Source organism: Hyphomonas sediminis (assembly GCF_019679475.1).
GTDB lineage: Bacteria > Pseudomonadota > Alphaproteobacteria > Caulobacterales > Hyphomonadaceae > Hyphomonas > Hyphomonas sediminis.
On sequence record NZ_JAIEZP010000001.1, the window covers coordinates 1,725,341 to 1,751,371 of the forward strand.

Below are 26,031 nucleotides of genomic sequence, written 5' to 3' on the forward strand. Positions count from 1 at the left end.
CGTCATCCCGGTTTCGCTGCAAGCGAAGACCGGGACCCAGCGCAGCCCGCCCATCCGTCGACCTCATCCTGAGCCCGGCGAAGGACGCTCAGGATGAGCTCCGAAATGCTGCGCTAGAGAAGCTCATCCTGAGCGAAGTCGAAGGATAGAGCGGGCTCACCTATCCAACACCCATCGCCCACAAACACACCACAACCCGCAATCGTATCCACCCCCTCCGCAGGCTGACATATACTCAGCCCCATGACACCCCAGATCGCCCGCCTCTATGCCCATGTATTGCCAGTCTTCTGGCCATACCTCTGGCTGCAGCTGCGCGCGATCTTCAAACGGCAGGACGTGGAACTCCGCACCCTCCTCATCGCCGTCACCAAATGGGGCCGCATCCACATCGTCAGCGTCGGCGACCATTGGCGCGCCTACAAGAAACCAGCGCTCACGAAACCGGAATGGAGCGATCCCGTCTGGGAATCCGATCTCCCGACGAACCTCACCCAGGCCCCGTTGGCGTTTTCCTGTTGTTTTGGGGACGCCTCAAACACCCCACCTCCCGAAGCTCATCCTGAGCGAAGTCGAAGGATCAGCGGGCTCACCCCCGACACATCCTAACTCCCCCCGCACCAACCTCCGCTCATCCCCGCGAAGGCGGGGATCTCCCACAACTCTTTCCCCCAACCCAAGCACACCCCCACCGGCCGCGCCCCTGCGCGTTCCGGCCGCCCGCGCAGCCGCCCCACTTGGCTTCCCGCGCCAGCGCCCCTATACGCCCGCCCCATGGCTACGTTTCCATTTGAAATCGCCGCCCGCGAGGGCAAAGCGCGCACCGGCCGCCTGAAAACCCCGCGCGGAGACATCCGCACGCCCGCCTTCATGCCCGTCGGCACGGCCGGCACGGTGAAGGCGCTTTATATGGATCAGGTCAAAGGGGCAGGGGCCGACATCATCCTCGGCAACACCTACCACCTCATGCTACGCCCCGGCGCCGAGCGGGTGAAGAAGCTGGGCGGCCTGCACAAATTCTCCGGCTGGTCCGGCCCGATGCTGACCGATAGTGGCGGCTTCCAGGTCTGGTCGCTCGCCCAGCTGCGCAAGATGGACGCTGACGGCGTTACCTTCCAGAGCCATATCGATGGCTCGACCCACCGGCTGACGCCCGCCCGCTCCATCGAGATCCAGGCAGACCTTCTGGGCGCCGACATTTCCATGCAGCTCGATGAGTGCACGAATTTTCCGTGTACGCATGAAGAAGCCGAGCGCAGCCTGGAGCTCTCCCTGAAATGGGGCGAGCGCAGCCTCGACGCGTTCGGCGTCCGCGACAGCCAGACGATGTTCGGCATCATTCAGGGCTCGAACTTTGCAGATCTGCGCGCGCGCTCGGCAAAAGGTGTCATCTCGCAGGGCTTCGGCGGCATTGCGCTGGGCGGTCTCGCCGTGGGCGAAGGCCATGAGCAGATGTGTGCCACCATCGACATGACCGTGCCGCATCTGCCTGATGGTATGCCGCGCTATGTCATGGGCGTCGGCAAGCCGATTGATCTTGTCGAAAGCGTTGCGCGCGGCATCGACATGTTCGATTGCGTGCTGCCCACGCGCTCTGGCCGCCACGGTCAGGCGTGGACATGGGATGGCCCGCTCAATCTCAACAATGCCCGCTTTGCCGAAGACCTCGCCCCGCTGGACGAAGCGGTCGATTGCCCGGCCAGCCGCGACTATTCCCGCGCTTACCTGCACCACCTCTTCAAGGCCGGGGAATATCTCGGGCCGATGCTGCTCTCCTGGCACAACACGGCCTTCTTCCAGGCCCTGATGGCGGAGATCCGCGCCGCCATCGCCGAAGGCCGCTTCGAAGCCCTCCGCGCAGAGCTGTCGGCCCGCTGGGAAGGCACGAAGTCCAAGCCGCGCGCCGCCGAGTAGGGCTTACTTGTAGAGCACTTTGTCGGCCTCGGCGTCGCGCAGGGCGTCGAAGTCCGGGCGGGCCGGCTGCTCGCAGCCCAGCGCCATGCCATAGCCCTTGAGATAGGCCCGCTGCTGCGCGCCCAGCGTGAAGGCGCGGGCTACCTTCTTCTCATGGCTCGCCGCGCCGGTCGCCTGCCGCACGAGGCCCCGGAAGGGGATCCACCCCGTCGCCCCGGATTCCACCGCGTTGAGCGCAAAGCCGGAGGCGGCGTCGGCAATCTGGTCTGTCCGGCGGCGCTCTTCGGGCGTCGGCGCGTCCCAGTCGGGGCCCAGCACGGCTTTCAGCTCCCCCAGGCGTGCCGCCACGTCTTCACACGTCATCGGCTCGCCGGAGAGATAGGGCTGTTTCAGCGGGGCGAGCGCCGGCGGAATCTCCTGACGGCGCAGGTTCAGGTCTTCCAGCGGCGAGAGCGCCGCATTGGTAAAGCCGTCGCGTGTCTGCGTGGCTGTCTCGCTCGCCACGGTGCCCACTTCCTGTGAGATCGTGGCCGATTCTGAGGTGTTTTGCCCGCCGCTGGCGCAGGCTGAAGCGAGAAGAAGGGCTGAAAAAGCAAGGGAAAGGTGTCTCATCGGCCAATGAGATGTGAAAAAGTTGGCCAGTTCAAGGCTTGGCGTGCAGGGAACGGTTGACCGACCCCGACTCCCGGCCTAAATGGCCGCTTCGGTCGTTTTGGCGATCGCGATGTGCCCATAGCTCAGCTGGTAGAGCAACTGACTTTTAATCAGTAGGTCGCAGGTTCGAACCCTGCTGGGCACACCATCTTCCCCCTTGAAATCAAGGCGCTAACCGCTTCCTCCGGGAGGGTTTTGCTGCGCCTGGAATCAAAACGCCCGGCAAGGCCGCTAGGCTTGCCGGGCGTTTGGCTCTGAATGCGCGCCTAGAGCCCCAGAACGCCTTTGGCGATGATGCCCCGCTGGATTTCGTTGGAACCGCCATAGATCGAGCCGGCGCGGTTATTGAGATAGCGCGGCATGGCCGTCACCAGCTCTTTCGGGCCGACAGGTTCCACATTCGATAGCGGGTGAACGGCGTCGAGCTGGTGCACGCAGGCCTGGAGGCCGCCCGCCATGATCGAGAGTTCGTCCACCGCCTGCATCAACTCCGTCCGCTGGATCTTCAGCATGGAGGCGGCCGGCCCCGGCGGCTTGCCACTGGAAACGGCGGAGAGGATGCGCTGCTCGGTTCCCTTGATGGCTTCAATGCGGGTGGCCAGTTCTGTTGTCCGGCGCATCAGGTCTGCGTCGCCCAGCCCGGCTACATAGCTGTGCAGGCGGCTAAGGCCCGCTTCCAGCCCGGCGGAGGAGCCGCCCGAGCGCTCGAATTCCAACAGGTATTTCGCCACCGACCAGCCGTCATTCTCCTCGCCGAGCCGGCCGGATTTTGGCACGCGCACATCGTCGAAGAACACCTGGTTCAGCTCATGCTCGCCCGCCAGCGTGATGATGGGGTCAACCTTGATGCCCGGCGTGTTCATGTCCAGCAGCAGGAAGGTGATGCCCTGCTGGGGCTTGGCGGCGGGGTCCGTGCGCACCAGGCAGAACATCTTGTTCGCGTGGTGGGCGTGGGTGGTCCAGATCTTCGTGCCGTTGAGGATATAGTCGTCCCCATCACTGACTGCGCGCAGCTGCAGCGAGGCAAGGTCTGAGCCGGAGCCGGGCTCCGAATAGCCCTGGCACCAATAGTCCTCGCCCGAGAGGATACGGGGCAGATAGTGCGCCTTCTGCTCCGGCGTGCCGTAGCCGATGATGCAGGGGCCAACCATGCCGAGGCCCATGGGCGCAAGGCCCGGCGCGCCTGCGCGGGCGGTTTCTGTAGCGAAGATATAGCGCTGCATCTCGCTCCAGCCGGGCCCGCCATATTCCTTTGGCCAGTGCGGCGCGACCCAGCCGCGCGCATGCAGGATACGCTGCCAGGGCAGGGTGAATTCCGGTTCAATGAAAACGCTGGTGGCGAGACGACCTGCCGCAGCCAGTTCGGGGGTAAGATTGTCCCTGAGGAAGGCTCGCACTTCTTCCTGAAATTCAATATCCTGTGGTGACAGATCTAGTTTCATTGCGTCGCCTCCCGGCTGATTTCTCTGGCTTTTCGCAAGTTGGAGCAAGTGAGCCACGGCGAGACAAGCTGACGGAATTGATAGGGCCCTATCGAATGGACACTGCAGGACCCGAAAACACGCTGCGCGAGACGATGGAGCTGGCGGCAGAAATTGATCGCATGGGCCGGGAAATCGGGCTGCCTTACATCGCGGTCAGCGCGGATATTTCCGATCCGTCCCCGATGATCGGGGAAGATGGCCGGCCACTGGCAGAGACTGTGTTCCGCTGGGTGGACCCGGCGCTGGCCTACTGGAAAGACCGCGCCTTTGCGCTGCGCGCGGGCATCATCCGCGTGGTGCGCGTGTGCGGGGAGCCCTTCTATTATCAGCAGGGGGCGATGCACAGCTGGCGCAAGGTGGGCGCGCTGCAGGGCGTGAACCAGCGCATCGATCCGGAAGCCTATGGCGCCTATGGCGTGCAGGGGGCGATCATCGCGCCGATCCATTCACCGATGGGCGTGATTGGCGCTGTCGTCTGGGCGACGGACGACAAGTCGGTTGATATTGCAGCGCTTTTTGACGAACACGGGCCAGCGCTTTACCTGCTGGCGCTGAAATTCCTGTCGGCCTATCGCGACGCGACCGTGCCGCCTGTGCCACCGGAACTGGTGGAGTTCACGCGCCGGGAAATCCAGTGCCTGAAATGGGCCGCAGCCGGCAAGACAGACGCCGAGATCGCCACGATCATGGGCGTTTCGGCGCCGACCATCCGCTTCCACATGACCAATGCCAGCCGCAAGCTGGGCGTTTCGGGCCGCTCGCAGACGATCCGCCTGGCGACGACGCTGGGCTATATCGGGCAGGGCGGCGGGGGCTGAAAAGCTCTGAAAAAACTCCAACCATTCCTCCAACGGGAAGGGCAAAAACTCCAACGGCGTTGGAGTTTTTCAGGCTTCGGCGCGGGCCTTGAAGCGGGCGAGCAATTCCTGCGCAAACACCGTCAGCGTGTCATCGCGCGCGCCCATGACGAGGATGCGGTCTCCCGGCTTTGCCAGTTCCAGAAGGCGCGCGCCGCAGGCGGCGCGGTCGCCCAGCGCCTCGGCATGGCGACCCAGCGCAGTGATGTCTGCGGCGAGATCCGTGCTGCCGACCGAGCGGTCCACCGTGCCGCCAAAATAGGCCGGCTCCGGCATCAGGAGAATATCTTCCGCATCCAGATTTTCGGCAAAGCATTCGGCAAACTCGCGGCGCATGTTGCGCAAGGGGCCAAAGCCATGGGGCTGGAACATCACCAGCACCCGGCCGGGGAACTGGTTCACCGTGCGCAGGGTGGCGGCGATCTTGTCCGGGTTGTGGCCGAAATCATCGATCACGGTGACGCCGCCTTCTGTGCCGATCACATCGAAGCGGCGGGAGATGCCGGCGAAGGTGGCAAGGGCCTTGGACGCCTCTGCCAGTGTGACGCCGCAAGCCATGCAGGCGGCGATGGCCGCGAGGGCGTTGGAGACGTTATGCCTGCCGGGCGTGGCGAGGCGGATGGCGGCTGTTTCGCCCGTCTTTTGATCGTGTACGGAGAAGGTGATGTGCGTAGGCGCGGGCGCAATGTCCTGCGCGATGAGGCGGGCGGCGGGGTCTGTCAGGCTGTAGGTGATCGCGGCGGGGAAGTCTGCTGCCAGCCGCGCGGTCTCGTCATTGTCGAGGTTCAGCACCACGGTTTCAGCCCGCGAAGCGAAGCCGCCGAAGAGCGCGCGCAGCTCGTCCATCGATTTGTGGTCCAGCGAGATGTTGGAGACGACTGCCACACGCGGATTATAGCCCGCGATCGAGCCGTCGCTTTCGTCCACCTCGGAAACGAAGATGCCGCTGGCGCCGACGAGGGAGCTGGCGAAGAGGGCGTCCGGCGTCTGGAAATTCTTCATCACCGCGCCGTTCATCACGGTGGGGCTCTTGCCCGTGTGATGGAGTATCCAGGCGATCATGCCGGTGGTGGTGGATTTGCCGCTCGTGCCCGCCACGCCGATGGCCGTGGGCGCGGCGTTGAAGAGGGCCGAGAGCATCTGCGCCCGGCTCATCCGTTTCGCGCCCACGCGGATCGCTGCGGCAATATCGGGCACGGTATCCTCCACCGCTGCCGAGGCGACGACGACCTGATCGGCGCGCGTCACGCCGCTGCCATCCTGCGGGTAAAGCTTGATGCCGCGCGTGCGCAGGTAGTCAAACTTCGCGGGCGTGCGCCCCTGATCCAGCGAGCGGTCCGACCCCTCGATGATATGGCCCTGATCGAGCAGGATAAGCGCCAACGGCAACATGCCGGAGCCGCCAATGCCGCAGAAGAAGTAACGAGTCGGGTGTGTCATGGTTGGCAGCTTATTTAATTGGGTTGAGGGGCGGTAGCATTAATGGTGGACGATCACCTGAACGCTCAAACAAGTATGTCCATGACGCAGATTGTTACCAACGGCGTATTCGGAAATCGCCTTGTTGTAAGCCATACTTTAGGGGCGTAGTTATTTTAGACGCGTTGCTGCGAAATGTCTGGGCTGAGTATTTGTTGACAAACATTCATAGACTTGAAGAAAGGCCGAAACTGGTCGACCTGGCCGCTTTCGGCCGCGCAGGTTATTTTCAAGACAAATCCATATTTGCAAATGGAAAAGAACTACTCAGATCAGCTCGTTTCATTGAGTATGATCAGGATAATTTTCAGTTGGACGTATGCGACTGTGGTATTGTCGGTTGTATACCAGGAGGACTTGTCAGTCTTCGGCGACACAATGACTGTGCGATTATAGTGCCAGCAGCGCATGCAATTTTGGACGGCGACGAAGAGGCTACGCCACCGGCATTCATCTACGAACTAGGTCCAATTGCCTTTTCTCCATCAGTTTATGCCACACTGCGTGATATGGTTCCTGCGTTTCCCGAGCACAGTTCGCTTCGGTATTTGAGCCACTCCGAAGTTATCGTCTGCAATCAGCTCACCGCTCCGGGACACTTTCTAGGCAACATCGGTATGGCGCCAACTATCAAGACTGATCTAGTCCTCGCGGTTTCCGATGGGGAATTGAGCAAGGAGATTGCTTCTCTGGAAATTGCATTGGGTGATCGAAGCCAGCGGCAGCTTCCGGAACACAGCAGAACGCCGGATCGTATCGTTGAGTTTCATCTTGATTTACCTGGATACCCGGTTTGGCGCGGGTTGGGGTATAGGAAAGAAAAGCCACAATTGCTTATCGGTTAAAGTCTATTTCAACATTTGGAGCATGCCGACTTAGCCACATCGGCACTACTGTGGGCACGACATGATAGACCGCAAAATAAGCATCGGCATCGTAGCGCCCGGGCGCTCTCTGGATAAGTCCATCGCGGATCGCGTGACTGCGCTTTCAGGCAACTCTGCTGAACTCTTCTTCCACCCCCAATGCTTCCTGCGGGAGGGCCATTTCGCCGGGCCGGATGAGGCGCGGGTGGATGCCTTCGTTCAGTTTGCCAACGACCCCGGCCTTGATGCGATCTGGTTTGCTCGCGGTGGGTATGGGGCTTGCCGGTTGCTCGACAGTGCGTTTGAGCGGCTGGGCGAGGCGGCGCGGCGCAAGACGTATCTGGGGTATAGCGATACCGGGTTCTTGCTGGCGCGGCTGGCGAAGGAAGGGATTGGCCGGGTGGCGCATGGGCCGATGCCGGCGGACATCTTGCGCGAGGGCGGCGAGGCGGCTGTGCGCCGGGCGATCGGGTTCCTGAGCGGCGCGGATGGCGAGGCGGGCGTGGAGCCGGGGACGCGCGTGCCGGGGAAGTATGCCGCCTATAACATCAGTGTACTGGCGAGTTTGATCGGCACGGACTATGCGCCGGATCTTTCCGGGGCGACGCTGCTGATCGAGGATGTGGGCGAGTATCATTACCGGCTGGACCGGCTGATGTTCACGCTGACCTCAAGCGAGACCGTGCGCGCGGCGGCGGGCATCCGGCTCGGCCGCTGCGGGCCTATCCCGGTGAATGATGTCGATTTCGGGCAGGACGAGGAAGAGATTGCGCGCAGCTGGTGCGCCCGCAATGGCATTGCCTATCTTGGCCGGGCGGACATTGGCCATGATGTGGACAACAAGATCGTGGTGTTCGGGGAGCGCTCAGCGAGCGTTTGAAATTCTCTGCGTTTCGTCACCCTCGACCGGCGCAGCCGGTCTGAGGGCCCATCTCCTGACCCGTCGAACCCGGCGACATCAGTGCGTCGTCATCCCGGAATTTGCGCAGCAAATGTCCGGGACCCAGCGCAAAGAATGACTGGGTCCCGGTCTTCGCCGGCGGCGAAACCGGGATGACGCCAAACGAGATGTACGGATGCGGAAGGTTGAGAAGCTGGGCCCTCAGATGCGCTTGCGCGCATCGAGGGGGACGAAAGTAACAATCGGCAGTGAGCGGCCTAGAGCGCCTTGACGATGTCTTCGACCATCTTCTTGGCGTCGGCGAGCAGCATCATCGTGTTGTCGTGGAAGAACAGCTCGTTCTCGATGCCGGCATAGCCAGAGCCCATCGAACGCTTGATGAACAGCACCGTGCGGGCGTTTTCCACGTCGAGGACCGGCATGCCGTAGATCGGCGAGGTCTTGTCGGTCTTCGCGGCGGGGTTGGTCACGTCGTTGGCGCCGATGACGAAGGCAACATCCGAAGCGGAGAATTCCGAGTTGATGTCTTCAAGCTCGAAAACCTCATCATACGGAACTTGCGCTTCGGCGAGGAGGACGTTCATGTGACCCGGCATCCGGCCCGCGACGGGGTGGATGGCGTATTTCACTTCGACGCCTTCTTCCTTCAGCTTCTCGGCCATTTCCTTCAGCGCGTGCTGGGCCTGGGCGACCGCCATGCCATAGCCCGGCACGATGATGACCTTGGAAGCGTTCTTCATGATGAAGGCTGCGTCGTCTGCCGAGCCTTTCTTGTAGGGGCGGTCCACCTTGGCGCCGCCGGCGGCAGCGGCGCTGTCGTCTGCGCCGAAACCGCCGAGGATCACCGAGATGAAAGAGCGGTTCATGCCCTTACACATGATGTAGGAGAGGATCGCGCCGGACGAGCCAACGAGGGCGCCCGTGATGATCAGCGCGAAGTTGCCCAGCGTGAAGCCCAGCGCAGCCGCCGCCCAGCCCGAATAGGAGTTCAGCATCGAGACGACGACGGGCATGTCTGCCCCGCCGATCGGGATGATGAGCGTGATGCCAAGGACCAGCGCCAGCGCCGTCAGGCCCCAGAAGGCCCAATGGGCGGTGCCGTTCGACTGGATGAGGATCACCAGCAGCGCAACGATGCCGACGCCGAGCGCGATGTTCAGCAGGTGGCGGGCGGGCAGCAGGATCGGCGCGCCGCTCATATTGCCGTTGAGCTTGGCAAAGGCGATGACCGAGCCGGTGAAGGTCAGCGCGCCGATGGCCGAGCCGAGGCCCAGTTCGATCAGCGAGGCGGCCTTGATGCCGGTGATGCCCAGGATGCCGAAGCTGCCGGGCGCATAAAGCGCGGCCGAGGCCACCAGCACAGCGGCAAGGCCGACGAGCGAGTGGAAGGCGGCGACAAGCTGGGGCATGTCCGTCATCGGGATCTTGCGGGCGATGATGGCGCCGATGGTGCCGCCGACGGCGACAGCGCCGATCATCAGCGCCCAGGTGGCCGGGTCCAGCGAGTTCCAGAGCAGGGCGATGGTGGTGGCGACCGCAATCGCCATGCCGATCATGCCGTTACGGTTGCCCTTCTGGCTGGTGGCCGGGCTGGACAGGCCGCGCAGGGCGAGGATGAAGAGGATGCCCGAGACGAGATAGAGCAGGGGCGCCCAGGTGGAATGGAACTGGTCCATAGGTTAGCTCCCCTTCTTCTTGTACATGGCGAGCATGCGCTGGGTGACCAGGAAGCCGCCGAAGATGTTGACACTGGCGAGGGCAACGGCGATGGCGCCGAGGATCTTGGCGATCCAGCCTTCCGAAGAGAGGCCATGGGCCGCCGCAGCAACCAGCGCGCCAACGACGATCACGGACGAAATCGCGTTCGTCACGGCCATCAGGGGCGTGTGCAGGGCAGGCGTCACCGACCAGACGACATAATAGCCGACAAAGCAGGCGAGCGCGAAGATCGCAGCCAGGAACACAGTGGAGTTGATACCGCCCGCATCGGCAAAGGCCGGGAGGGCAAAGGCGGTGAGGGCAACGGTGGTGGCGAGAGCGCGTTTCATCACTTCAGCCTTTCACTTACAGTTTCGCCGTTCCGCGTCAGCAGCATGGCGACGACGACTTCATCCTCGGTGTCGAGGGTGAGCGCGCCGCCTTCAGCCGTGATCAGCGGAAGGAAGGCGAGGAGGTTTTTGGCATAGAGCGAGGAGGAGTCCGCCGGCAGGCGGGCTGGCAGGTTCGAGAACCCGGCCAGTTTCACCCCGCCGACATCGACGATCTCGTCCGGCTTCGACAGGGGGCAGTTGCCGCCCTGGCTGACGGCCATGTCGACGATCACCGAACCGGGCTTCATGGCTTTCACCATCTCCTCGGTGACCAGCACCGGGGCCGGACGGCCGGGGATCAGCGCCGTGGTGACGACGATATCCTGCTTGGCGATGTGGCTGGCCGTGAGGGCAGCTTGTTTCGCCTGGTATTCCTTGGACATTTCCTTGGCGTAACCGCCAGCGGTTTCGGCGGCCTTGAACTCTTCATCCTCCACCGCGATGAACTTCGCGCCGAGCGAGGCGACCTGTTCCTTGGCGGCGGGACGAACGTCCGTAGCCGTCACAACCGCGCCGAGGCGGCGGGCGGTGGCGATCGCCTGGAGGCCGGCCACACCGGCGCCCATGATGAACACCTTGGCCGGGGCAACCGTGCCCGCTGCCGTCATCATCATCGGCATGGCGCGGCCATAGATCTGTGCCCCTTCGATGACCGCGCGATAGCCGGCGAGGTTCGACTGGGATGAGAGCGCATCCATCGACTGGGCGCGCGTGATGCGGGGGGTAAATTCCATCGAGAGCGCCGCAATCTTGCGGGCATTGAGCGCGGCGAGTTCGTCAGCGGGGTACGCAAACGGCTCCATCAGCGCGATCAGCGCCGTGCCTTCGGGCAGGGCGGCAATCTCGTCTTTCTCCGGGCGGCGGACCTTGAACACAATGTCCGCGCCATTCGCTGCCTCGGCGGCAGAACCAGCGATGCTGGCGCCTGCTTCCGTAAAGGCTGCGTCCAGGAAACCGGCAACGGTTCCTGCTCCTCCCTCGACCGTGACCGTGTGGCCCAGGCCAATTAGTTTCTTGACTGTCTCCGGAGTTGCCGCCACGCGGGTTTCGCCGGGTCGCCGTTCTTTGAGCACTGATATCTTCATGGCGCCTTGGATTAGGTTAAACTTTGCGCCATGCAATAGTTATTTTGAGGGTTTAGGGCATGAGTTTGTTTAGTCTGGCTAATCGTGTCGCTCTGGTTACCGGTGCGTCAAGCGGTCTGGGGCGCCATTTCGCGCATGTTCTCTCCGATGCGGGCGCTACGGTTGTCCTTGCGGCACGCCGTATGGACCGCCTCGAAGAGGTCGCCGCTGCCATCCAGAAAAAAGGCGGCAACGCGTTGCCCGTCGCCATGGATGTCACCAGCGACGGCAGCATCATCGCCGCTTTCGAGAGCATCCAGGAGGCGCTCGGCCGCCCGGCGGATGTGATCGTCAACAATTCCGGCATGTCCCGAGAGGGCTGGTTCCGCGACATGAGCGAGGACGACTGGAACGCGGTGATCGACACCAATCTCACCGGCGTCTGGCGCGTTGCCAAGCATGGCGCAAACGCCATGGTGAAGGCGGGCGCCAAAGGCTCCATCATCAACATTGCCTCGATCACCGGCCTCCACCCGCAGGCGATGACGACTGCTTACTGTGTTTCGAAAGCCGGGGTGGACCACATGACCCGCCAGATGGCGCTGGAAATGGCGCGCTACAATGTGCGCGTGAACGCCATCGCGCCGGGCTATTTCAAGACCGAGATCAATGACGAGTTCCTCGACAGCGAACAGGGGCAGATGATGCTGCGCCGCATCGCAATGCGCCGCATCGGGAATATCGACGAACTGGCCGGCCCGCTGCTGCTGCTCGCCTCTGACGCTGGCAGCTTCATGACCGGCTCGACGCTTGTGGTCGATGGCGGGCATTTGCTGAACAGTCTTTAGATTTCGGGCGTAGACGAACCGGGGCGTCCCCCTCCGCCCTTCGGGCACCTCCCCCGCGAGCAGGGGAGGATTGACGTTGTGCCCACCTCTGAGATGGTGCGGTGGACTCCTCCCCCGTTTGCGGGGGAGGTGGCAGGCTGCGCAGCAGACTGACGGAGGGGGCGCAGCCTGCGTATTCATGCCCCCTGCTTGCCGCGCTGCAAAAACCGGATTACAGCCCCCTCACGCGACAGGTGCCCGGATCAAGGTCCGGGTGAAAAGGGAAGCCGGTGAGACTCCGGCGCTATGCCCGTAACTGTGAGCGGGGAGCCGTGTGAGCCATTTGCCACTGGGAAACCGGGAAGGCAGCTCTCCCCGGCGATGATCCGCGAAGTCAGGAGACCTGCCTGTTGCCGTCGTTGGCTCGCCGCCCGGGACCAGGCGAGGGGCCGCGGAAGGCAACCTTCCGTTCATGCGACATGTCATGAACCCGCCGCGCAGGGATAATTCCCTCCGGCCAAAGAAGGACCTGTGGACCGATGTTCCTCAGACTCACTCTCGCAGGCGCGTCCGCGCTTGTCCTCAATGCGTCCCTCGCCCAGGCCGAAGAAGCCCGCATTCTGGACCCCGTCGAAGTCACCGGCCTGCGCGCGGTTGAGATCGACCGTGTTACCTCATCCGTCTCTGTGCTGACGGAAGAAGACCTTGCTGTTCGCCTTTCGCCAAACCCGGCAGACCAGCTGCGCGCCGTTCCCGGCGTTGCGGTGTCCCGCTCGGGCAGCATTGGCGGCCTCACCCAGGTGCGTATGCGCGGCGCTGAAGCCAACCACACGCTGGTCCTGTTCGACGGGATCGAAGTTTCTGATCCGGTGAACGGCGAAACCGATTTCGGCCTGCTGACGGCGCTGCCGGTTGGTGGCATCGAAGTGCTGCGCGGCGCAGCCTCCTCCATCCACGGCTCCGATGCCATCGGTGGGGTTGTTTCCCTCTCGGCGGCGCGTGATGCGGGCCTAACGGCCTCGGCAGAAGCCGGCAGTTTCGGCACCGCCCGCGGCAATCTCGGCTGGTCGGGCGAGCAGTTCGGCGCAGCCATCTCCGGCTTCACCACGGACGGCGTCGACAGCTCGGGCAATGGCGGCGAGAAAGACGGCTCCGAAGCCCTCTCCGGTCTCCTCACGGGCAAGTTCGACATCGCTCCGGACTGGTCGCTCTCGCTGATCGGTCTCGCCCGCAAATCTGAATCCGATTTCGATTCGGATACGGACTTTGACGGCTTGCTCAACGATACTGATAACCGCACCGAAGCCGACCAGTGGCTGGCGGGCGCCTCGCTCACCGGCAGCTATGGCGCGATCGATCACGTGATCCGCGCCAGCTACAATGAAGTTGACCGCGACAATTTCAGCGGCGGCGCAAAGACGGACGACGCTAAAGGCCAGCGCGCCAAGTTTGCCTGGTCCCCGCGTTTCACCAGCGGCGTTCACACGCTGACCGGCCTGCTGGACTATGAGCGTGAGAAGTATGATCGCACCGACGTGCAGTATGCGGGCGCAACCGATGCTTCGGAAACCTTCGAGACGGTGGGCCTTGCCGCGGAATACCGCCTTGCCGCCGGCGCGTTCGACTTCTCCGCTTCGGCACGTTTCGACGACAATGATGGCCGCTTTGATGACGCCACCACCTGGCGCCTCGGCGCGGGCTATGCGTTCGATCAGGTTGGCGGGCGCGTACGCGCGTCTGTCGGCACTGGCATCAAGAACCCGACCTTCACCGAAATGTTCGGCTTCTTCCCCGGCAGCTTCGTCGGCAATCCGGACCTGAAGCCGGAAGAGTCGACCAGCTGGGAAATCGGCTGGGAACAGACGGTCGGTGCGTTCAGCTATTCGGCGACGTATTTCGACGCGGACCTGACGAACGAGATCTACACCGCGTTCAATCCGGACTTCACCTCCACCGCGCTCAACCGGGCAACCGACAGCGAGCGTAGCGGTGTGGAACTGGCGGCCCGCTGGCAGGCGCTGGCAAATCTTGCCTTCTCCGGCCAGGCGACCTTCTTTGACTCGCAGGACAATACCGGCGTGGACGAGATCCGCATTCCGGAGGCTACCGCGTCTCTGGCGGCGGACTGGCTGGTCAATCCGAACGGCTTCCGCCTCGGCGCGGCGCTCGATTATGTCGGCGAGCAGGGCGACACCGACTTTGGCCCGTTCCCGGCCCGCGCGGTTTCGCTGGACGCCTACACGCTGGCCTCGATCACGGCGGAATATCCGATCACGGATCGTATCGCGGTGACCCTGCGCGGCGAGAATGTCTTTGATGAGACGGCAACCGATGTTTACGGTTACCACGCGCCGGGCGCCGGCGTGTTCGTGGGGCTGAAACTGCGTTGAAACTGAGGCTTGCCGCCTTTTGCCTGATGCTCGGGCTGGCCGGTTCTGCGGGTGCAGAGACGGCTGGCGCCGCGCCGGCACGGCCGACGGTCGTGTCGCTGGACTATTGCGCAGACCAGTTCGTTCTGGCGCTGGCAGACCGGGCGCAGATCCTTGCGCTCTCGAAGGATGCCGAGCGGGAGTTCAGCTATTTCAGGAAAAAGGCGGCGGGCATTCCCAAGGTCCGCACGGCGGCGGAAGATGTCGTCGCGCTGGACCCGGATATCGTGATCCGAAGCTGGGGCGGGGACCCGCGCGCTCTGCAGCTTTACGAACGCTTTGGCATTCGTTCGGTTCAGCTGGGCTACGCCGCAGATATTGAGGGTACGGATGATGTGCTTCGCGCCGTGGCGGCAGAGATGGGGCAGAGTGCGCGGGCGGAGGAACTCCTCGCGGCGCGTCCTGGCCCGTCTGCGCCAACCGGGCTTCGCGCGCTCTATGTGACGCCGGGCGGCGTCAGCGCCGGGAAAGATACGATGATCGAGGAGATCATGCATCGCGCGGGGCTGGAGAACGCCAACACCGGCACGGGCTGGACAAGCCTGCCGCTGGAGGGCCTGGTGCTTGCGCCGCCGTCGCTGATGCTGGCGGCATTTTTCGGATTTGATGATGACGCCACCGACCGCTGGTCGGTCTCGCGTCATCCGGTCATGCAGAGGCTGATGGCGGGCGCGCAGGTGATCGACATGGACGAAGCCCGCGTTTCCTGCGGTGGCTGGTTCGTGGCGGATGAAGCGGCTCATATCGCGGTAGAGCTGGAGGCGGGCCGATGATGCGCCTGACGGTCCTGCTCGCGCTGGCGGTTGCCATCCTGTTTGCGCTCTCCGCGCTCGTTGGCACGGCGCCGCTCGGTCTTGGCGATACGCTTGCCGCGCTCATCGGGCAGGGCGACGAGCGCATCCGCACCATCGTCTGGGAGCTGCGCCTGCCGCGCGCGGTCGCCGCCTTCGCGACGGGCGCTGCGCTCGGCCTCGCGGGCGCCGCCCTGCAGGGCCTGTTGCAAAACCCGCTGGCAGAGCCTGGCGTGCTGGGCGTTTCTGCCTTCTCGGCGCTCGGCGCAGTGATCGCCATCTTCTTTGGCTTTGCCGCCGTCAACAGCTTCGCCGTGCCGGTTGCGGCGATCCTTGGCGCAGGCGTGGCGACGCTGCTCCTCGTCTTCGCCGCCATGCGCGGGGCGGGCAGCGTCACGCTGTTGCTGATCGGCATTGGCCTGTCGAGCTTTGCCGGGGCCTTGATGTCCCTGGCGCTCAACATGGCGCCCAACCCCTACAGCCTCGCCGATCTCGTCAACTGGATGATGGGTTCTGTCGCCAACCGCTCCTGGGCCGACCTGCTGCTCGGCGCGCCGGGCTGGATCATCGGCGCAGCGCTGGTCTTCCTCGCCGGGCCGGGCCTGCGTGCCCTCAGCCTCGGGGACGAGACCGCCCGCACGCTGGGCGCCGATCCGCGCCGCATTCGCCTGCTGGTCATTGCGGGCACGTCGCTGCTCGCAGGGGCGGGTGTCGCGACCGCCGGGACGATCGGCTTTGTCGGCATCGTCGCGCCGCATGTCATCCGCCCCTTCGTGAAGCATGATCCGCAGCGGCTGCTCATCCCATCGGCGCTGCTGGCAGGCATCATCCTGATGGCGGCCGACATTGCCGTGCGGGTCTTGCCGTTCCAGCAGGAGCTCAAGCTGGGGGTCGCTGCCGCGCTTGTCGGCGGGCCGGTCTTCATCTGGATTGCCGCAAGATTGGGGAGGGCGTCCTCATGATTGCCGCAGAACGCCTCAAAATGACACTGAACGGCCGCGAAGTGATACAGGACGTCTCCTTTTGGATACGCGATGGCGAGCTTGCGGCGCTGGTTGGCCCCAATGGCGCGGGCAAGAGTTCCGTCCTGAAATCCCTCGCCGGTGTCGCGCAAGGCGAGGGCGAAGTTCGCATTGGGGACCGCTCGGCTGACACGATGAGCGCGCGCGAGCGGGCGGAGCGTCTCGCCTGGCTGCCGCAGAGCCGTCCTGTGGCGTGGAACCTACAGGTTGAGGATGTTGTGGCGCTTGGCCGGTTTGTCGGCGCGCCAGCACCCTTCGACCGGATGGGCGCGGGCGACCAGGCCGCTGTGGCCGAAGCGCTGGAAAAGGCGGATGCGGCGCATCTGGCGGGGCGCGCCTTTCAGTCCCTCTCCGGGGGAGAGCAGGCGCGGGTGCACCTTGCGCGGCTGTTGGCCTCGCCGGCGCCTGTCCTCCTGCTGGACGAGCCCTGCGCCGCGCTGGATGTGGCGCACCAGCTGGCCCTGATGCGGACGCTGGTGGCAGAAGCGGGGGCCGGACGCACGGTGCTCGTGGTGCTGCACGACCTGGAACTGGCGTTGCGTTTCTGCCCGCGTATCCTCGTGATGAATGAAGGCCAACTGATCGCCGACGGGCCGGGAGAGGTAGCGCTCTCGCCGGAAATCCTTGCTTCGGTGTTCAATGTCCGGCGCGACGCGCAGGGAAGAATGGACCTCGCGTATCCCTGACATTTGTTGCAAATTGTACAGACCCGTTAGGGTCATGTTAGGCCAAAAATGGGACAAAACGGGACAAGCTGGGACAAGTCAGATCCCAAGGGTGACCCATGAACGCCGTCAAGAAACCCGTTGAGACCCACAGCGAGCCCGCCCCGCAGGCTGAGGCTCCCGTCTCCGAAGCCAACACCAGCACTCCCGCCCGCAAGGGCCGTCATTCGCCGGTTCACATCCTGCATGACCGGCTGGAAGCTGCATTCTCCCGCCAGAACGAGTCGAAGATGACCCGTATCATCACGATGCTGCTTGTGGTGGCGCTGTCGACCTGGGTGGCTGCGGGATTCCTGCAGGCGGGCGCCTGAACAGGCATTGCGGATTCGCGTGGCAGGCGATTTGCTAGGTAAATTGCAGATCGTGCCGGTGGGGCACACAAGATCCCAAGGAGTTTACGCGCATGCGCGTCAGAAAAGCTGTTCTACCCGTCGCCGGTCTCGGCACCCGTGTGCTGCCGGCCACCAAGGCCATCCCGAAGGAGCTGCTGCCGGTCGTTGATCGTCCGGTCATCCAGTATGTCGTCGATGAAGCCATCGAGGCGGGCATTGAGCACATCGTTTTTGTCACCGGCCGCAGCAAAGGCGCGATCGAGGATTATTTCGACCACGCCTACGAACTGGAATCCCAGCTCGCTGCCAAGAAGAAAACCGAAATCCTGAAACAGGTGGAGGCTTCGCGCCTTCCGGCAGGATCGTCCAGCTTTGTGCGCCAGCAGCAACCGTTGGGCCTCGGCCATGCGGTCTGGTGCGCGCGCGATGTGATCGGCAATGAGCCGTTTGCCGTTCTGCTGCCGGACGTAATCGTCAAAGGCCAGCCTTCCGCCCTGAAGCAGATGGTGGACGCATATGACAAGGTGGGCGGCAACGTCATCGCCGTTGACCCCGTGCCGGAAGAGCGCGTTTCCGCTTACGGCGTGATTGCGCCGGTTTCGCGCGATGGCCGCCTGATCAAGATGTCCAGCATGGTCGAGAAGCCGCCGCGCGAGAGCGCGCCGTCGAACCTCGCCATTACGGGCCGCTACATTCTGCAGCCGGAAATCTTCGGCCTGCTCGAAAAGCAGGGCGCAGGCGCGGGCGGCGAAATCCAGCTGACCGACTCGATGGCCAAGCTGATGGAAATGCAGGACTTCTACGCCTACGAGTTTGCCGGATCGGTGCACGACTGCGGTAACAAGACGGGCTATTTCGATGCCGTGCTGGCCCATGCCCTGGATAATCCGGACACGGCAGAGTTTGCCAAGGCCCTCGTCAAGAAGACTGCTGAAAGCCTCTAAGGCTTAAACGCCAATTGGCAGGTCAAACCAGTTTGCGCCGCCCACTCCGGTCTGACGGATGGGCGGCGTTTCTGTTTCCGGCGGGCTAGTTGCCTTCCGCGTCCACAGCGCGCTGGACGGCGCGGTAGAAGGCGTCGCGGGCGCGCCATTCGCCGTCCTTCGTGCCTGTGGCACTGGTCCAGTTGGCGTTTGAGGCGATGATGAGATTGCGGGCGGGATCGATGAAGATGCCCTGACCGAAGATGCCATCGGCCATGTAGCTGCCGTCGTCCCATGTCCACCACTGAAAGCCGTAGCCATAGCCGGCTTCGCCGATATCTGCCTGTTTCAGGGTGGCGCTGGGGAGCCAGTCTGCCGGCAGGATGGGGCTGCCATCGATGAGGGCGCCATCGAGGATGAACTGGCCGAAGCGGGCATAGTCGCGCGTGGTGGCCTGGATGCAGCAGCCGGAAATCTCATGACCATCCTGGCCGAGCAGCCAGGTCGCGTCCTGCTCCATGCCATAGGGCGCCCAGATCTTTTCGGAGAGGTAGGCGGAGACTTCCTTGCCGGTTGCCTCGGAGACGAGGACGCCGATCAGGTTCGTCTCGCCTGTGGAATAGTTCCAGACTTCGCCGGGCGGATGGGCACGGCCAAGCGTGCGCATATAGGTGACGATGCCGCTCTTGCCGGGCTCGGCGGCCTGCTTGTCGAACAGGGCGACATCGGAGGCGGGATCTTCATAGTCCTCATTCCAGCCGACGCCGGAGGTCATCGTCAGGAGCTGGGCGACGGTGACGTCATCATAAGGCGAGCCGACGAGGTCCGGGATGTATTGCGCCACGGGGTCGTCGAGGCTGTCGATGTAACCATCCGCGATGGCGGTGCCGACGAGGGTGGAGGTCAGCGATTTGGCGACGGAGAAGCTGGTCCAGCGGCCCTCAGGCGTGAAGCCGTTGCCATAACGCTCTACCCGGATCTTGCCATCCTGGAGGATAACGAGGCCGGCGGCGTTCTGGGATAGGAGGTATGCGTCCAGGTCAATCTCGCTGGAGAGGTCCAGCGGGGCGCCGTCGGGGAGGGCATGAACGTGTTCGCCGCGGGGGATGGCGCGGGATTCTATGATGAAGGGCAGGCGGTCCATCATCCGGAAAGCGGCGCTGCGCTGGGCATCCGACCAGAAGAGAACATCGCGCCCAGCAGGCGGATTTGCGAGGATTGCGCGCCAATCCGGCCCTATCAGCCACCAGCCGGCGCCGAGGAGAACCATGAGGGCTCCACCCAGGACGCCTAACCGCTTCAACCATTTGTGTGTGCCGCTCATAAACGTGACCCTCCCGTCATTTTTTATCAGGCGGCAGCTTTAGTTGGGCGCTGTTTGGCCGCAAGGGGCACTGCAGCAAATTGCCGGTGCGGCAAGCATGGACAAGGCGGCAGGGGCGGCTTAACGGAGACGGGTTTTTTACAGTTTCGAGGGGCCAAGGACCGTATGTTCAAGAAGATCCTGATCGCCAACCGTGGTGAAATCGCCGTCCGCGTCATCAAGACCTGCCGCCGCCTGGGCGTCAAAACGGTCGTGGTTTACTCTGATGCAGATGCTGGCTCGATGGCGGTCGAGATGGCCGATGAAGCGGTCTATATCGGCGGATCGCCGGCAGCGCAGTCCTACCTCGTGGCGGACAAGATCATCGATGCGGTGAAGCAGACGGGCGCTGAAGCGATCCACCCCGGCTTTGGCTTCCTTTCCGAGAATGCCGGCTTTGCCAAACGTCTTGAGAAAGAGGGCATCGGCTGGATCGGCCCGAACGCGCACGCGATTGACGCGATGGGTGACAAGATCTCGTCCAAGAAGCTGGCCGCTGAAGCGGGCGTTTCGACCGTGCCGGGGCATATGGACCTGATCAAGGACACCAAGCACGCCGTCGAGATCAGCCGCGAGATCGGCTATCCGGTGATGATCAAGGCGTCTGCCGGCGGCGGCGGCAAGGGCATCCGCGTGGCGGCCAATGACAAGGAAGTCGAAGAAGGCTTCCCCGCGGTGAAAGCCGAGGCGACCGCCTCTTTCGGCGACGACCGTATCTTCATCGAGAAGTTCATCCTCGAGCCGCGCCACATTGAAATCCAGGTGCTGGGCGACAAGCATGGCAACTGCATCTTCCTCAACGAGCGCGAATGCTCCATCCAGCGCCGGAACCAGAAAGTGATCGAGGAAGCGCCTTCGCCGCTGCTCGACCCGGAAACGCGCAAGAAGATGGGCGAACAGGCCGTCGCGCTTGCCAAGGCTGTGAATTATGACAGCGCCGGCACGGTGGAATTCGTGGCTTCGGGCGCGGATAAGGGCTTCTATTTCCTTGAAATGAATACCCGCCTGCAGGTGGAGCATCCGGTGACCGAGATGATCACCGGCGTGGACCTCGTCGAGCAGATGCTGCGCGTGGCCTATGGCGAGAAGCTGAAGCTCAAACAGTCCGACATCAAGATCAACGGCTGGGCCGTGGAAAGCCGCGTGTATGCGGAAGATCCGTACCGGAACTTCCTCCCCTCCATCGGTCGCCTGAAGCGTTTCCATCCGCCAGCGGAAGGGAAAGTTGCGCGCGGCGAAGTGCGCCTCGATTCCGGCGTGCGCGAGGGCGACGAAATCTCGATGTTCTATGACCCGATGATCGCCAAGCTGATCACGCACGGCAAGGACCGCGACGCGGCCCTGGACGCGCATGGCGAGGCGCTGGACCGTTTCCACATCGAAGGCATTCAGGACAACATCCCGTTCATTGCGGCTGTGGTTGACGAGAAGCGCTTTCGCTCCGGCAATATCACCACCGCCTACATCAAGGATGAGTTCCCGAACGGCTTTGAAGGCACCGAGCCGACCAAGGAGCAGGAGGCCCAGCTGATCTGTTCGGCAGCGTATGTACACGCCTTCTTCTCGCGCCGCGCGGCGCAGGTTTCGGGCAAGATGTCTGACGCGGCGGCGGCAGCCCGCAAGGACTGGATCGTCATTCTCGGCGACAAGCATCATCCGGTCACGATCGATATCGGCGCCGATGGCGATGCGCAGATCAACATCGACGGCGGCAAGGCGCACAGCCTCGTAACCGGTTGGCATCCAGGCCAGCACCTCGTGGAAGGCGTGCTCGACGGCAAGCCGTTCGCTGTGAAATTTGCGGACCGCACCGAGGGCTATCTGTTCCGTCATCGCGGCGTTGCGTTGCGCGCGCTCGTCTGTACGCCCTTCGTAGCCGACCTGCATGCCCGCCTGCCGGAGAAGCCGAAAGCGGACACGTCCAAACTCGTCATCTCGCCGATGCCGGGCCTGGTCGTTTCGATGGATGTCGAGGTTGGTCAGGAAGTGCAGGAAGGGGAAGCTGTCTGCATCGTGGAAGCGATGAAGATGCAGAACATCATCCGCGCGAGTGCAACCGGAACTGTCAAGGCGATCAACGTCAAGGCAGGCGATAGCGTGGCGGCTGACGAAATCATGGTGGAGTTCGCGTAAGGCGGGGCATGGCCCCCGCGCTTGCGAACTTTACGTTTCCTAAACCGGTTCCGTTTGCTATCCCTGCCACAGGTGGCGGCAAGGGGTTTGCGCCCTTTAGGCAGGCTGTCACGCCATATCGGCGGCGATTATCCGCCGCCGGAGCTAAAGGGACACTTCCATGGAACTTTTTCTGAGCCCGAACGGGCGAATTGATCAACCGACCTACTGGCGCGGTGTGTTGGTCCTATTCGGTATCAGCGCGGCCCTTTCCCTGATCAGCGCATTCGTGTCGCCGTTTCTGGGCTTTCTCGGGATCATCATGATTTGGCCGTGGATTGCCGTGCATGTGAAGCGGTTCCATGATTCCGGCAAAACCGGCTGGCTGACGGTGGCGATGGTCGTTCTGGCCATCATCGTGTCGTTTGTCGTGAGCATGGTGCTGATGCCAGTTTTCGGCGTGGACACGGTTGCCTTGCAGATGGAAATGCAGCGTGAGATGGAGCAGGCGGGTGCCAGCGGCGATCCGGCGGCGGCGATGAGCGTCGCTATGGAAGCCTCCAAGAAAGCCGCACAGGCGCAGCTGCTGCCCAGTATCTTGTCGACACTGGTTGTGACGGGGGCCGTCGGCTTCGTGATGGGGCTGATCAACAAGACCGACCCGAATGACAATCAGTATGGCCCCGGTCCATCGGGCGCCGAATCTGCCTTCGTTTAGTTCGTATACATCATTAACCAAAAAAGGGGACCAATATGGGGTTTGGAGACGCCGTAAGAATGTTCTTTGCGCGCTACACCGATTTTCAGGGCCGCTCGCGGCGTTCTGAATATTGGTGGGTGTATCTGTTCAACTTCCTTGTTGCTGCTGCCTTGTTGACGTTGGCCTTTGTGCTGGGGGGCATCAACATGGAAACCGGAGAGCCCGGAGCGCTTTACTTCGTGTTTGTCGGGATCCTGTTCCTTTACTATCTGGCGATCCTTATTCCAGGGATCGCCCTGATGGTGCGGCGGCTGCATGATGTGAACCTGTCGGGATGGATCATCCTCGGCGCGCTCGTGCCGATCCTCAACATCCTTGTCGGGCTGGGCTTGTTCATCGTCTGCCTCATTCCCGGCACGGCGGGTCCCAATAAATACGGTCCCGATCCGAAGAATCCGGGTGCTGGCAGCGCGGATATTTTCGCCTGATCGTTGCCCAGACTATCTGACCAGAAGAGCCGGGCGCCCATGCCCGGCTCTTTTTTTGTTGCGCGGCTTTATCGTTTATTGATAAGGCCAGTCATATTCTCTTCAAACGTTGCGTACGCGCGGCCAAGACAGGACACGCATGGATTACCGGCAGATTTTCCTTGATCCTCAGGGTCGCATCGGCCCGCGCAGCTTCGGGCGGGCCTATATCCTGCTTACGGGCGTGATGCTGGTGATCACGGCGGCGGCTGCGGTGATCTCTCCGCAGATCAACGTGCTGCAGTATGCGCTGGTGTTCCCTTACATCTGCGTGTTCGGCAAACGCCTGCACGACGCCGGGCAGACCGCCTGGCTGTGGCTGGTGATCCTGATCCTCTGGATGGTCCTGAATGCGATCGTGGGCGGCGTCCTGCTTCAGCTCATGTCGCCGCAGGCGCTTGAGCTGTCGAGGGAGATGATGGGGGCGATCATGTCGCCCGAGTCCGTGAACGAAGCGCGGTTGCGTGAACTGGTTGAGGAGTTCGGGCGGCTGTCGGCGGTGCCGAACCTCATTTCATTCCTGATCTCGAGCGCCGCTGCGGGACTTGTTGTTTTCAATCTCAAATCCGATCCGAACCCGAACCGTTATGGAGCCCCTGCGGCCCACATCGACTAGCCTGCCCCCCCGCCGTTAAAAGACGAGGACCTGCCATGGAATACACCGCTGGAGCTATTGATCCGCATCGTCCCTGGATCCGCGATGAGCGGGACGCCCCCTCGGCGATGAAATGGGGGCAGACCCTCTTCAATCCCTTCGGAAAGACCTACAAGCTGCATTTTACGCGCGCGTGGACGTTCATGTTCCTTGGCCGTGTGCTGCTCTATGTCGTGCCGAGCTTCATTGCGATGATTGCGGGCATTGCCGGCGTCAAGACCGATGGCATGAACGCGCCGGTGGACCTGTTCCTGTTCTCTGTGCCGGCGATCCTGCTGCCGTTTGCGATCTTCACGCTGGTGACGGACTATACCTCATTCGTTGTGCATGTCCGCAGGCTGACGGAGGCCGGACGCTCAGCTTTCCTTGCGATCATCGTGATAATTCCCTTGCTGTTGGGCGCGGTCGCCTATGCCCTGGGGTCGCAGGTGGGCGGCATGAATTACCGAGCGATGCATGCGCCTGCGAACACCGAGGCGGTTGAGACGACTGCGGAGACCAAGACGGAAGACGAGAGCGAGGGCGAAGACGCCGCTGCCAAGGAAGCCCAGCCCAAGGCGACCGGACGCCCGCCGATGGACCCGCGTATGATGGGCATGAGCCAGCGCGACCTTGCCAAGTCGACCGGGATGGGATTTGCGTTTCCGATCTGGTGGCTGGCCTCTTTCGGGGCGATGCTCTGGTCGTTGCTCTATGTGGCGCGCCTGCCGAATGGCGGCGTGGGGCAAATCCGCACCGGCAGCCATCTGACGCCGGACGAAATCGCACGCGGCGCTTGACGCTTCAGGCGGCGGGGCTCTCCGAGAGGGGCGCCCCGACCCGCACCAGCTTGCTCCTGAAGACCTGCTCGAAGCCAGCCTTCAGGGCGATGTCGACCTCTTCCATCGAGACGATACGGCCGAGGCCTGCCAGGCTGGTCACGCCGTAGCGGGGGTCTGCGATGCCGCAGGGCGTGATGCCGGTGAAGTGCTCCAGCTCAGGCTCCACGTTCAGCGAAATGCCGTGGAAGCTGACCCAGCGCCTCAGCCGCACGCCTATGGCAGCGATCTTGTCTTCCCGGGGCGGGCCGCCGGGCTCTGTCCGGTCCACCCAGACGCCGACCCGGCCATCCCGCACGCCGCTATCGACATTGAAGGCTGCCAGTGCGCGAATGATCCAGTCTTCCAGCTGGGCAACGAAGGCGCGGACATCGCGCCCGCGTGCGCCGACATCCAGCATCACATAGGCCACCCGCTGGCCGGGGCCGTGATAGGTATACTGGCCGCCGCGCCCGGCATCGAAGACCGGGAAGCGGGCAGGGTCGCGCAGGTCTTCGATTCGGGCCGACGTACCGGCGGTGTAGAGGGGGGGATGCTCGAGAAACCAAACCAGTTCCGGGGCGTTTTCCTCACGGATGGCGCGGGCGCGCGCCTCCATGAAGGCCAGCGCGGCCTCGTAAGGGACGGGGGCTTCGGAGATGGCCCATTCGACGGGAGGAAAATTCTTCATTGCCGGTGCGATATAGGCGTTTTTCAGGGCTTCACAAAGGCGAATGACCGCCTTATACGGCCCGTCTGCCTCGAGAATACCAGTGTGCGGTCGTGGCGGAATTGGTAGACGCGCAGCGTTGAGGTCGCTGTGGGGCAACCCGTGGAAGTTCGAGTCTTCTCGACCGCACCATCTCTCTCCCTGGCCAACGGGCCAGCAGGCGGGGCCTTCTGACAAGTGAAATGTGGCGAGGCCGTGCGCTGAAGCGCGGCCTGCATTGGCGCATGCAAAAACGCCCCTTCCCGGATGAGAAGGGGCGTATGAAGCGTTTGTGCGTCTGACAGGTCAGGTGGGCCAGCTGGGATCCGGGCGCGGGTTCAGCGGGGGAACCGCATCAATGCAGCTCTGGATAGCGTTGGCGACTTCCGGCTCGACTTGCAGCTTGTAAAGGCGCGTTGGCTTCTGCGCCTTTTTCTGAAGCTCCTGATACTCCTCATAGTTCATGCCCTTGTCGTGAGCCATGAGAGCCATTTCCTTGGACCAGTTGCCGTAAATTTCCTGGTCGGGGTTAGGCACGTTGCCGGTCTGCTCGCTACCGAATGCGAGGTGGGCGAAATAGGCCGAGCTGGTGAGGGCCCAGCACTCGATGGCGCGGTCAAACTTCTTGTCGCCGGTTTTCACGCCTGTCTCGGCGGCGCCGCCAAGCGAACGGACTGAAGGGGCATCAGTTTTCTCGCCGCAGGCGGTCAATATGAGCAGACTGGCGCCGATGGCGGACGCAAGCTTGGGTGAGAGGCGCATAACGAAGCTCCTTTGGCTGTGTTGAATTGCGTATGCTGAGGTTGGGCA

At 63.0% G+C, this 26,031-nt stretch carries 26 protein-coding genes, 2 tRNA genes and 1 riboswitch; of the genes, 19 read left to right on the top strand and 9 right to left on the bottom strand.

Features of this window, described 5'->3' with window-relative positions; translation table 11 throughout:
• Positions 1 to 243: 243 nt before the first annotated feature.
• On the top strand, positions 244 to 609 hold the full coding sequence (locus K1X12_RS08675) for a hypothetical protein (protein WP_220987207.1): 366 nt from the start codon (positions 244 to 246) through the stop codon (positions 607 to 609).
• Between the two features lie 165 nt (positions 610 to 774).
• Positions 775 to 1,914 (top strand): tRNA guanosine(34) transglycosylase Tgt, encoded by a 1,140-nt coding sequence (gene tgt / locus K1X12_RS08680; protein WP_220987208.1) that lies wholly within the window; start codon positions 775 to 777, stop codon positions 1,912 to 1,914.
• Between the two features lie 3 nt (positions 1,915 to 1,917).
• Here the strand turns inward: tgt and K1X12_RS08685 are convergent, their stop codons facing one another.
• Positions 1,918 to 2,418, bottom strand: coding sequence for a hypothetical protein (locus tag K1X12_RS08685; RefSeq protein ID WP_220987209.1), 501 nt, complete (start codon positions 2,416 to 2,418; stop codon positions 1,918 to 1,920).
• 222 nt (positions 2,419 to 2,640) lie between these two features.
• Between K1X12_RS08685 and K1X12_RS08690 the strand changes: the two genes are divergently transcribed.
• A tRNA-Lys gene (locus K1X12_RS08690) sits at positions 2,641 to 2,716 on the top strand.
• 118 nt (positions 2,717 to 2,834) lie between these two features.
• Here K1X12_RS08690 and K1X12_RS08695 read toward each other — a convergent pair.
• A complete protein-coding gene (locus K1X12_RS08695; protein WP_220987210.1) occupies positions 2,835 to 4,010 on the bottom strand; it encodes an acyl-CoA dehydrogenase family protein in 1,176 nt (391 codons plus the stop codon).
• A gap of 95 nt (positions 4,011 to 4,105) precedes the next feature.
• Here K1X12_RS08695 and K1X12_RS08700 point away from each other — a divergent pair, with 95 nt between their 5' ends.
• Positions 4,106 to 4,870, top strand: a complete 765-nt coding sequence (locus K1X12_RS08700) for a helix-turn-helix transcriptional regulator (protein ID WP_220987211.1) — start codon at positions 4,106 to 4,108, stop codon at positions 4,868 to 4,870.
• A 69-nt stretch (positions 4,871 to 4,939) separates the two neighbouring features.
• Here K1X12_RS08700 and K1X12_RS08705 read toward each other — a convergent pair whose 3' ends face one another.
• Positions 4,940 to 6,349 carry a UDP-N-acetylmuramate--L-alanine ligase gene (locus tag K1X12_RS08705; RefSeq protein WP_220987212.1) on the bottom strand — a complete coding sequence of 470 codons (1,410 nt, stop codon included), beginning with the start codon at positions 6,347 to 6,349 and terminating at the stop codon, positions 4,940 to 4,942.
• Between the two features lie 194 nt (positions 6,350 to 6,543).
• Between K1X12_RS08705 and K1X12_RS08710 the strand changes: the two genes are divergently transcribed.
• Together K1X12_RS08710 and K1X12_RS08715 are read left to right on the top strand one after the other, a co-directional pair.
• On the top strand, positions 6,544 to 7,233 hold the full coding sequence (locus K1X12_RS08710; protein WP_220987213.1) for a hypothetical protein: 690 nt from the start codon (positions 6,544 to 6,546) through the stop codon (positions 7,231 to 7,233).
• A gap of 61 nt (positions 7,234 to 7,294) precedes the next feature.
• Complete coding sequence (locus K1X12_RS08715) at positions 7,295 to 8,134, top strand: LD-carboxypeptidase (protein WP_220987214.1); 840 nt, start codon at positions 7,295 to 7,297, stop codon at positions 8,132 to 8,134.
• 278 nt (positions 8,135 to 8,412) lie between these two features.
• Here K1X12_RS08715 and K1X12_RS08720 read toward each other — a convergent pair whose 3' ends face one another.
• From K1X12_RS08720 to K1X12_RS08730, 3 genes are read right to left on the bottom strand one after another with little or no spacing between them, the layout of a single operon-like run.
• Positions 8,413 to 9,831 (bottom strand): NAD(P)(+) transhydrogenase (Re/Si-specific) subunit beta, encoded by a 1,419-nt coding sequence (locus tag K1X12_RS08720; RefSeq protein WP_220987215.1) that lies wholly within the window; start codon positions 9,829 to 9,831, stop codon positions 8,413 to 8,415.
• Positions 9,832 to 9,834: 3 nt separating this feature from the next.
• On the bottom strand, positions 9,835 to 10,206 hold the full coding sequence (locus K1X12_RS08725) for a proton-translocating transhydrogenase family protein (protein WP_220987216.1): 372 nt from the start codon (positions 10,204 to 10,206) through the stop codon (positions 9,835 to 9,837).
• Complete coding sequence (locus K1X12_RS08730) at positions 10,203 to 11,330, bottom strand: Re/Si-specific NAD(P)(+) transhydrogenase subunit alpha (RefSeq protein WP_220987217.1); 1,128 nt, start codon at positions 11,328 to 11,330, stop codon at positions 10,203 to 10,205. The genes K1X12_RS08725 and K1X12_RS08730 overlap by 4 nt, the downstream gene beginning before the upstream one ends.
• 59 nt (positions 11,331 to 11,389) lie before the next feature.
• On the opposite strand from K1X12_RS08730, the gene K1X12_RS08735 reads away from it, so the two are divergent.
• The 7 genes from K1X12_RS08735 to galU all read left to right on the top strand — a co-directional run bounded on the left by K1X12_RS08735 (position 11,390) and on the right by galU (position 18,379).
• Complete coding sequence (locus K1X12_RS08735; protein WP_220987218.1) at positions 11,390 to 12,157, top strand: SDR family NAD(P)-dependent oxidoreductase; 768 nt, start codon at positions 11,390 to 11,392, stop codon at positions 12,155 to 12,157.
• Between the two features lie 214 nt (positions 12,158 to 12,371).
• A riboswitch (cobalamin riboswitch) is annotated at positions 12,372 to 12,561 on the top strand.
• 114 nt (positions 12,562 to 12,675) lie between these two features.
• Complete coding sequence (locus K1X12_RS08740) at positions 12,676 to 14,526, top strand: TonB-dependent receptor plug domain-containing protein (protein ID WP_220987219.1); 1,851 nt, start codon at positions 12,676 to 12,678, stop codon at positions 14,524 to 14,526.
• Positions 14,523 to 15,338: an ABC transporter substrate-binding protein gene (locus K1X12_RS08745; protein WP_220987220.1), complete on the top strand. Its 816-nt coding sequence runs from the start codon at positions 14,523 to 14,525 to the stop codon at positions 15,336 to 15,338. Before K1X12_RS08740 ends, K1X12_RS08745 begins: the two co-directional genes overlap by 4 nt.
• A complete protein-coding gene (locus K1X12_RS08750) occupies positions 15,335 to 16,318 on the top strand; it encodes a FecCD family ABC transporter permease (RefSeq protein ID WP_220987221.1) in 984 nt (327 codons plus the stop codon). The genes K1X12_RS08745 and K1X12_RS08750 overlap by 4 nt, the downstream gene beginning before the upstream one ends.
• Complete coding sequence (locus tag K1X12_RS08755; RefSeq protein ID WP_220987222.1) at positions 16,315 to 17,064, top strand: ABC transporter ATP-binding protein; 750 nt, start codon at positions 16,315 to 16,317, stop codon at positions 17,062 to 17,064. The genes K1X12_RS08750 and K1X12_RS08755 overlap by 4 nt, the downstream gene beginning before the upstream one ends.
• Before the next feature lie 98 nt (positions 17,065 to 17,162).
• Positions 17,163 to 17,414, top strand: coding sequence for a hypothetical protein (locus K1X12_RS08760; protein WP_220987223.1), 252 nt, complete (start codon positions 17,163 to 17,165; stop codon positions 17,412 to 17,414).
• Between the two features lie 92 nt (positions 17,415 to 17,506).
• Positions 17,507 to 18,379, top strand: a complete 873-nt coding sequence (gene galU / locus K1X12_RS08765) for a UTP--glucose-1-phosphate uridylyltransferase GalU (RefSeq protein ID WP_220987224.1) — start codon at positions 17,507 to 17,509, stop codon at positions 18,377 to 18,379.
• Positions 18,380 to 18,464: 85 nt separating this feature from the next.
• Here the strand turns inward: galU and K1X12_RS08770 are convergent, their stop codons facing one another.
• Positions 18,465 to 19,682: a serine hydrolase domain-containing protein gene (locus K1X12_RS08770; RefSeq protein ID WP_220987225.1), complete on the bottom strand. Its 1,218-nt coding sequence runs from the start codon at positions 19,680 to 19,682 to the stop codon at positions 18,465 to 18,467.
• 165 nt (positions 19,683 to 19,847) lie between these two features.
• Here K1X12_RS08770 and K1X12_RS08775 point away from each other — a divergent pair, with 165 nt between their 5' ends.
• From K1X12_RS08775 to K1X12_RS08795, 5 genes are all read left to right on the top strand, one after another.
• On the top strand, positions 19,848 to 21,854 hold the full coding sequence (locus K1X12_RS08775) for an acetyl-CoA carboxylase biotin carboxylase subunit (RefSeq protein WP_220987226.1): 2,007 nt from the start codon (positions 19,848 to 19,850) through the stop codon (positions 21,852 to 21,854).
• A 160-nt stretch (positions 21,855 to 22,014) separates the two neighbouring features.
• Positions 22,015 to 22,551: a DUF805 domain-containing protein gene (locus K1X12_RS08780; protein WP_220987227.1), complete on the top strand. Its 537-nt coding sequence runs from the start codon at positions 22,015 to 22,017 to the stop codon at positions 22,549 to 22,551.
• Between the two features lie 59 nt (positions 22,552 to 22,610).
• Positions 22,611 to 23,021, top strand: a complete 411-nt coding sequence (locus K1X12_RS08785) for a DUF805 domain-containing protein (RefSeq protein ID WP_220987228.1) — start codon at positions 22,611 to 22,613, stop codon at positions 23,019 to 23,021.
• A 139-nt stretch (positions 23,022 to 23,160) separates the two neighbouring features.
• The gene (locus K1X12_RS08790; RefSeq protein WP_220987229.1) at positions 23,161 to 23,676 is read left to right on the top strand and encodes a DUF805 domain-containing protein; all 516 of its coding nucleotides are present in this window, start codon (positions 23,161 to 23,163) and stop codon (positions 23,674 to 23,676) included.
• A gap of 35 nt (positions 23,677 to 23,711) precedes the next feature.
• Positions 23,712 to 24,494, top strand: coding sequence for a DUF805 domain-containing protein (locus K1X12_RS08795; protein WP_220987230.1), 783 nt, complete (start codon positions 23,712 to 23,714; stop codon positions 24,492 to 24,494).
• A 4-nt stretch (positions 24,495 to 24,498) separates the two neighbouring features.
• Here the strand turns inward: K1X12_RS08795 and lipB are convergent, their stop codons facing one another.
• Entirely contained in the window at positions 24,499 to 25,203 is a 705-nt protein-coding gene (gene lipB, locus K1X12_RS08800; RefSeq protein ID WP_220987231.1) for a lipoyl(octanoyl) transferase LipB, read from the bottom strand.
• A gap of 86 nt (positions 25,204 to 25,289) precedes the next feature.
• On the opposite strand from lipB, the gene K1X12_RS08805 reads away from it, so the two are divergent.
• Positions 25,290 to 25,374 (top strand) — tRNA-Leu (locus tag K1X12_RS08805).
• Positions 25,375 to 25,527: 153 nt separating this feature from the next.
• Here the strand turns inward: K1X12_RS08805 and K1X12_RS08810 are convergent.
• Entirely contained in the window at positions 25,528 to 25,983 is a 456-nt protein-coding gene (locus tag K1X12_RS08810; protein WP_220987232.1) for a hypothetical protein, read from the bottom strand.
• Positions 25,984 to 26,031 lie beyond the last annotated feature (48 nt).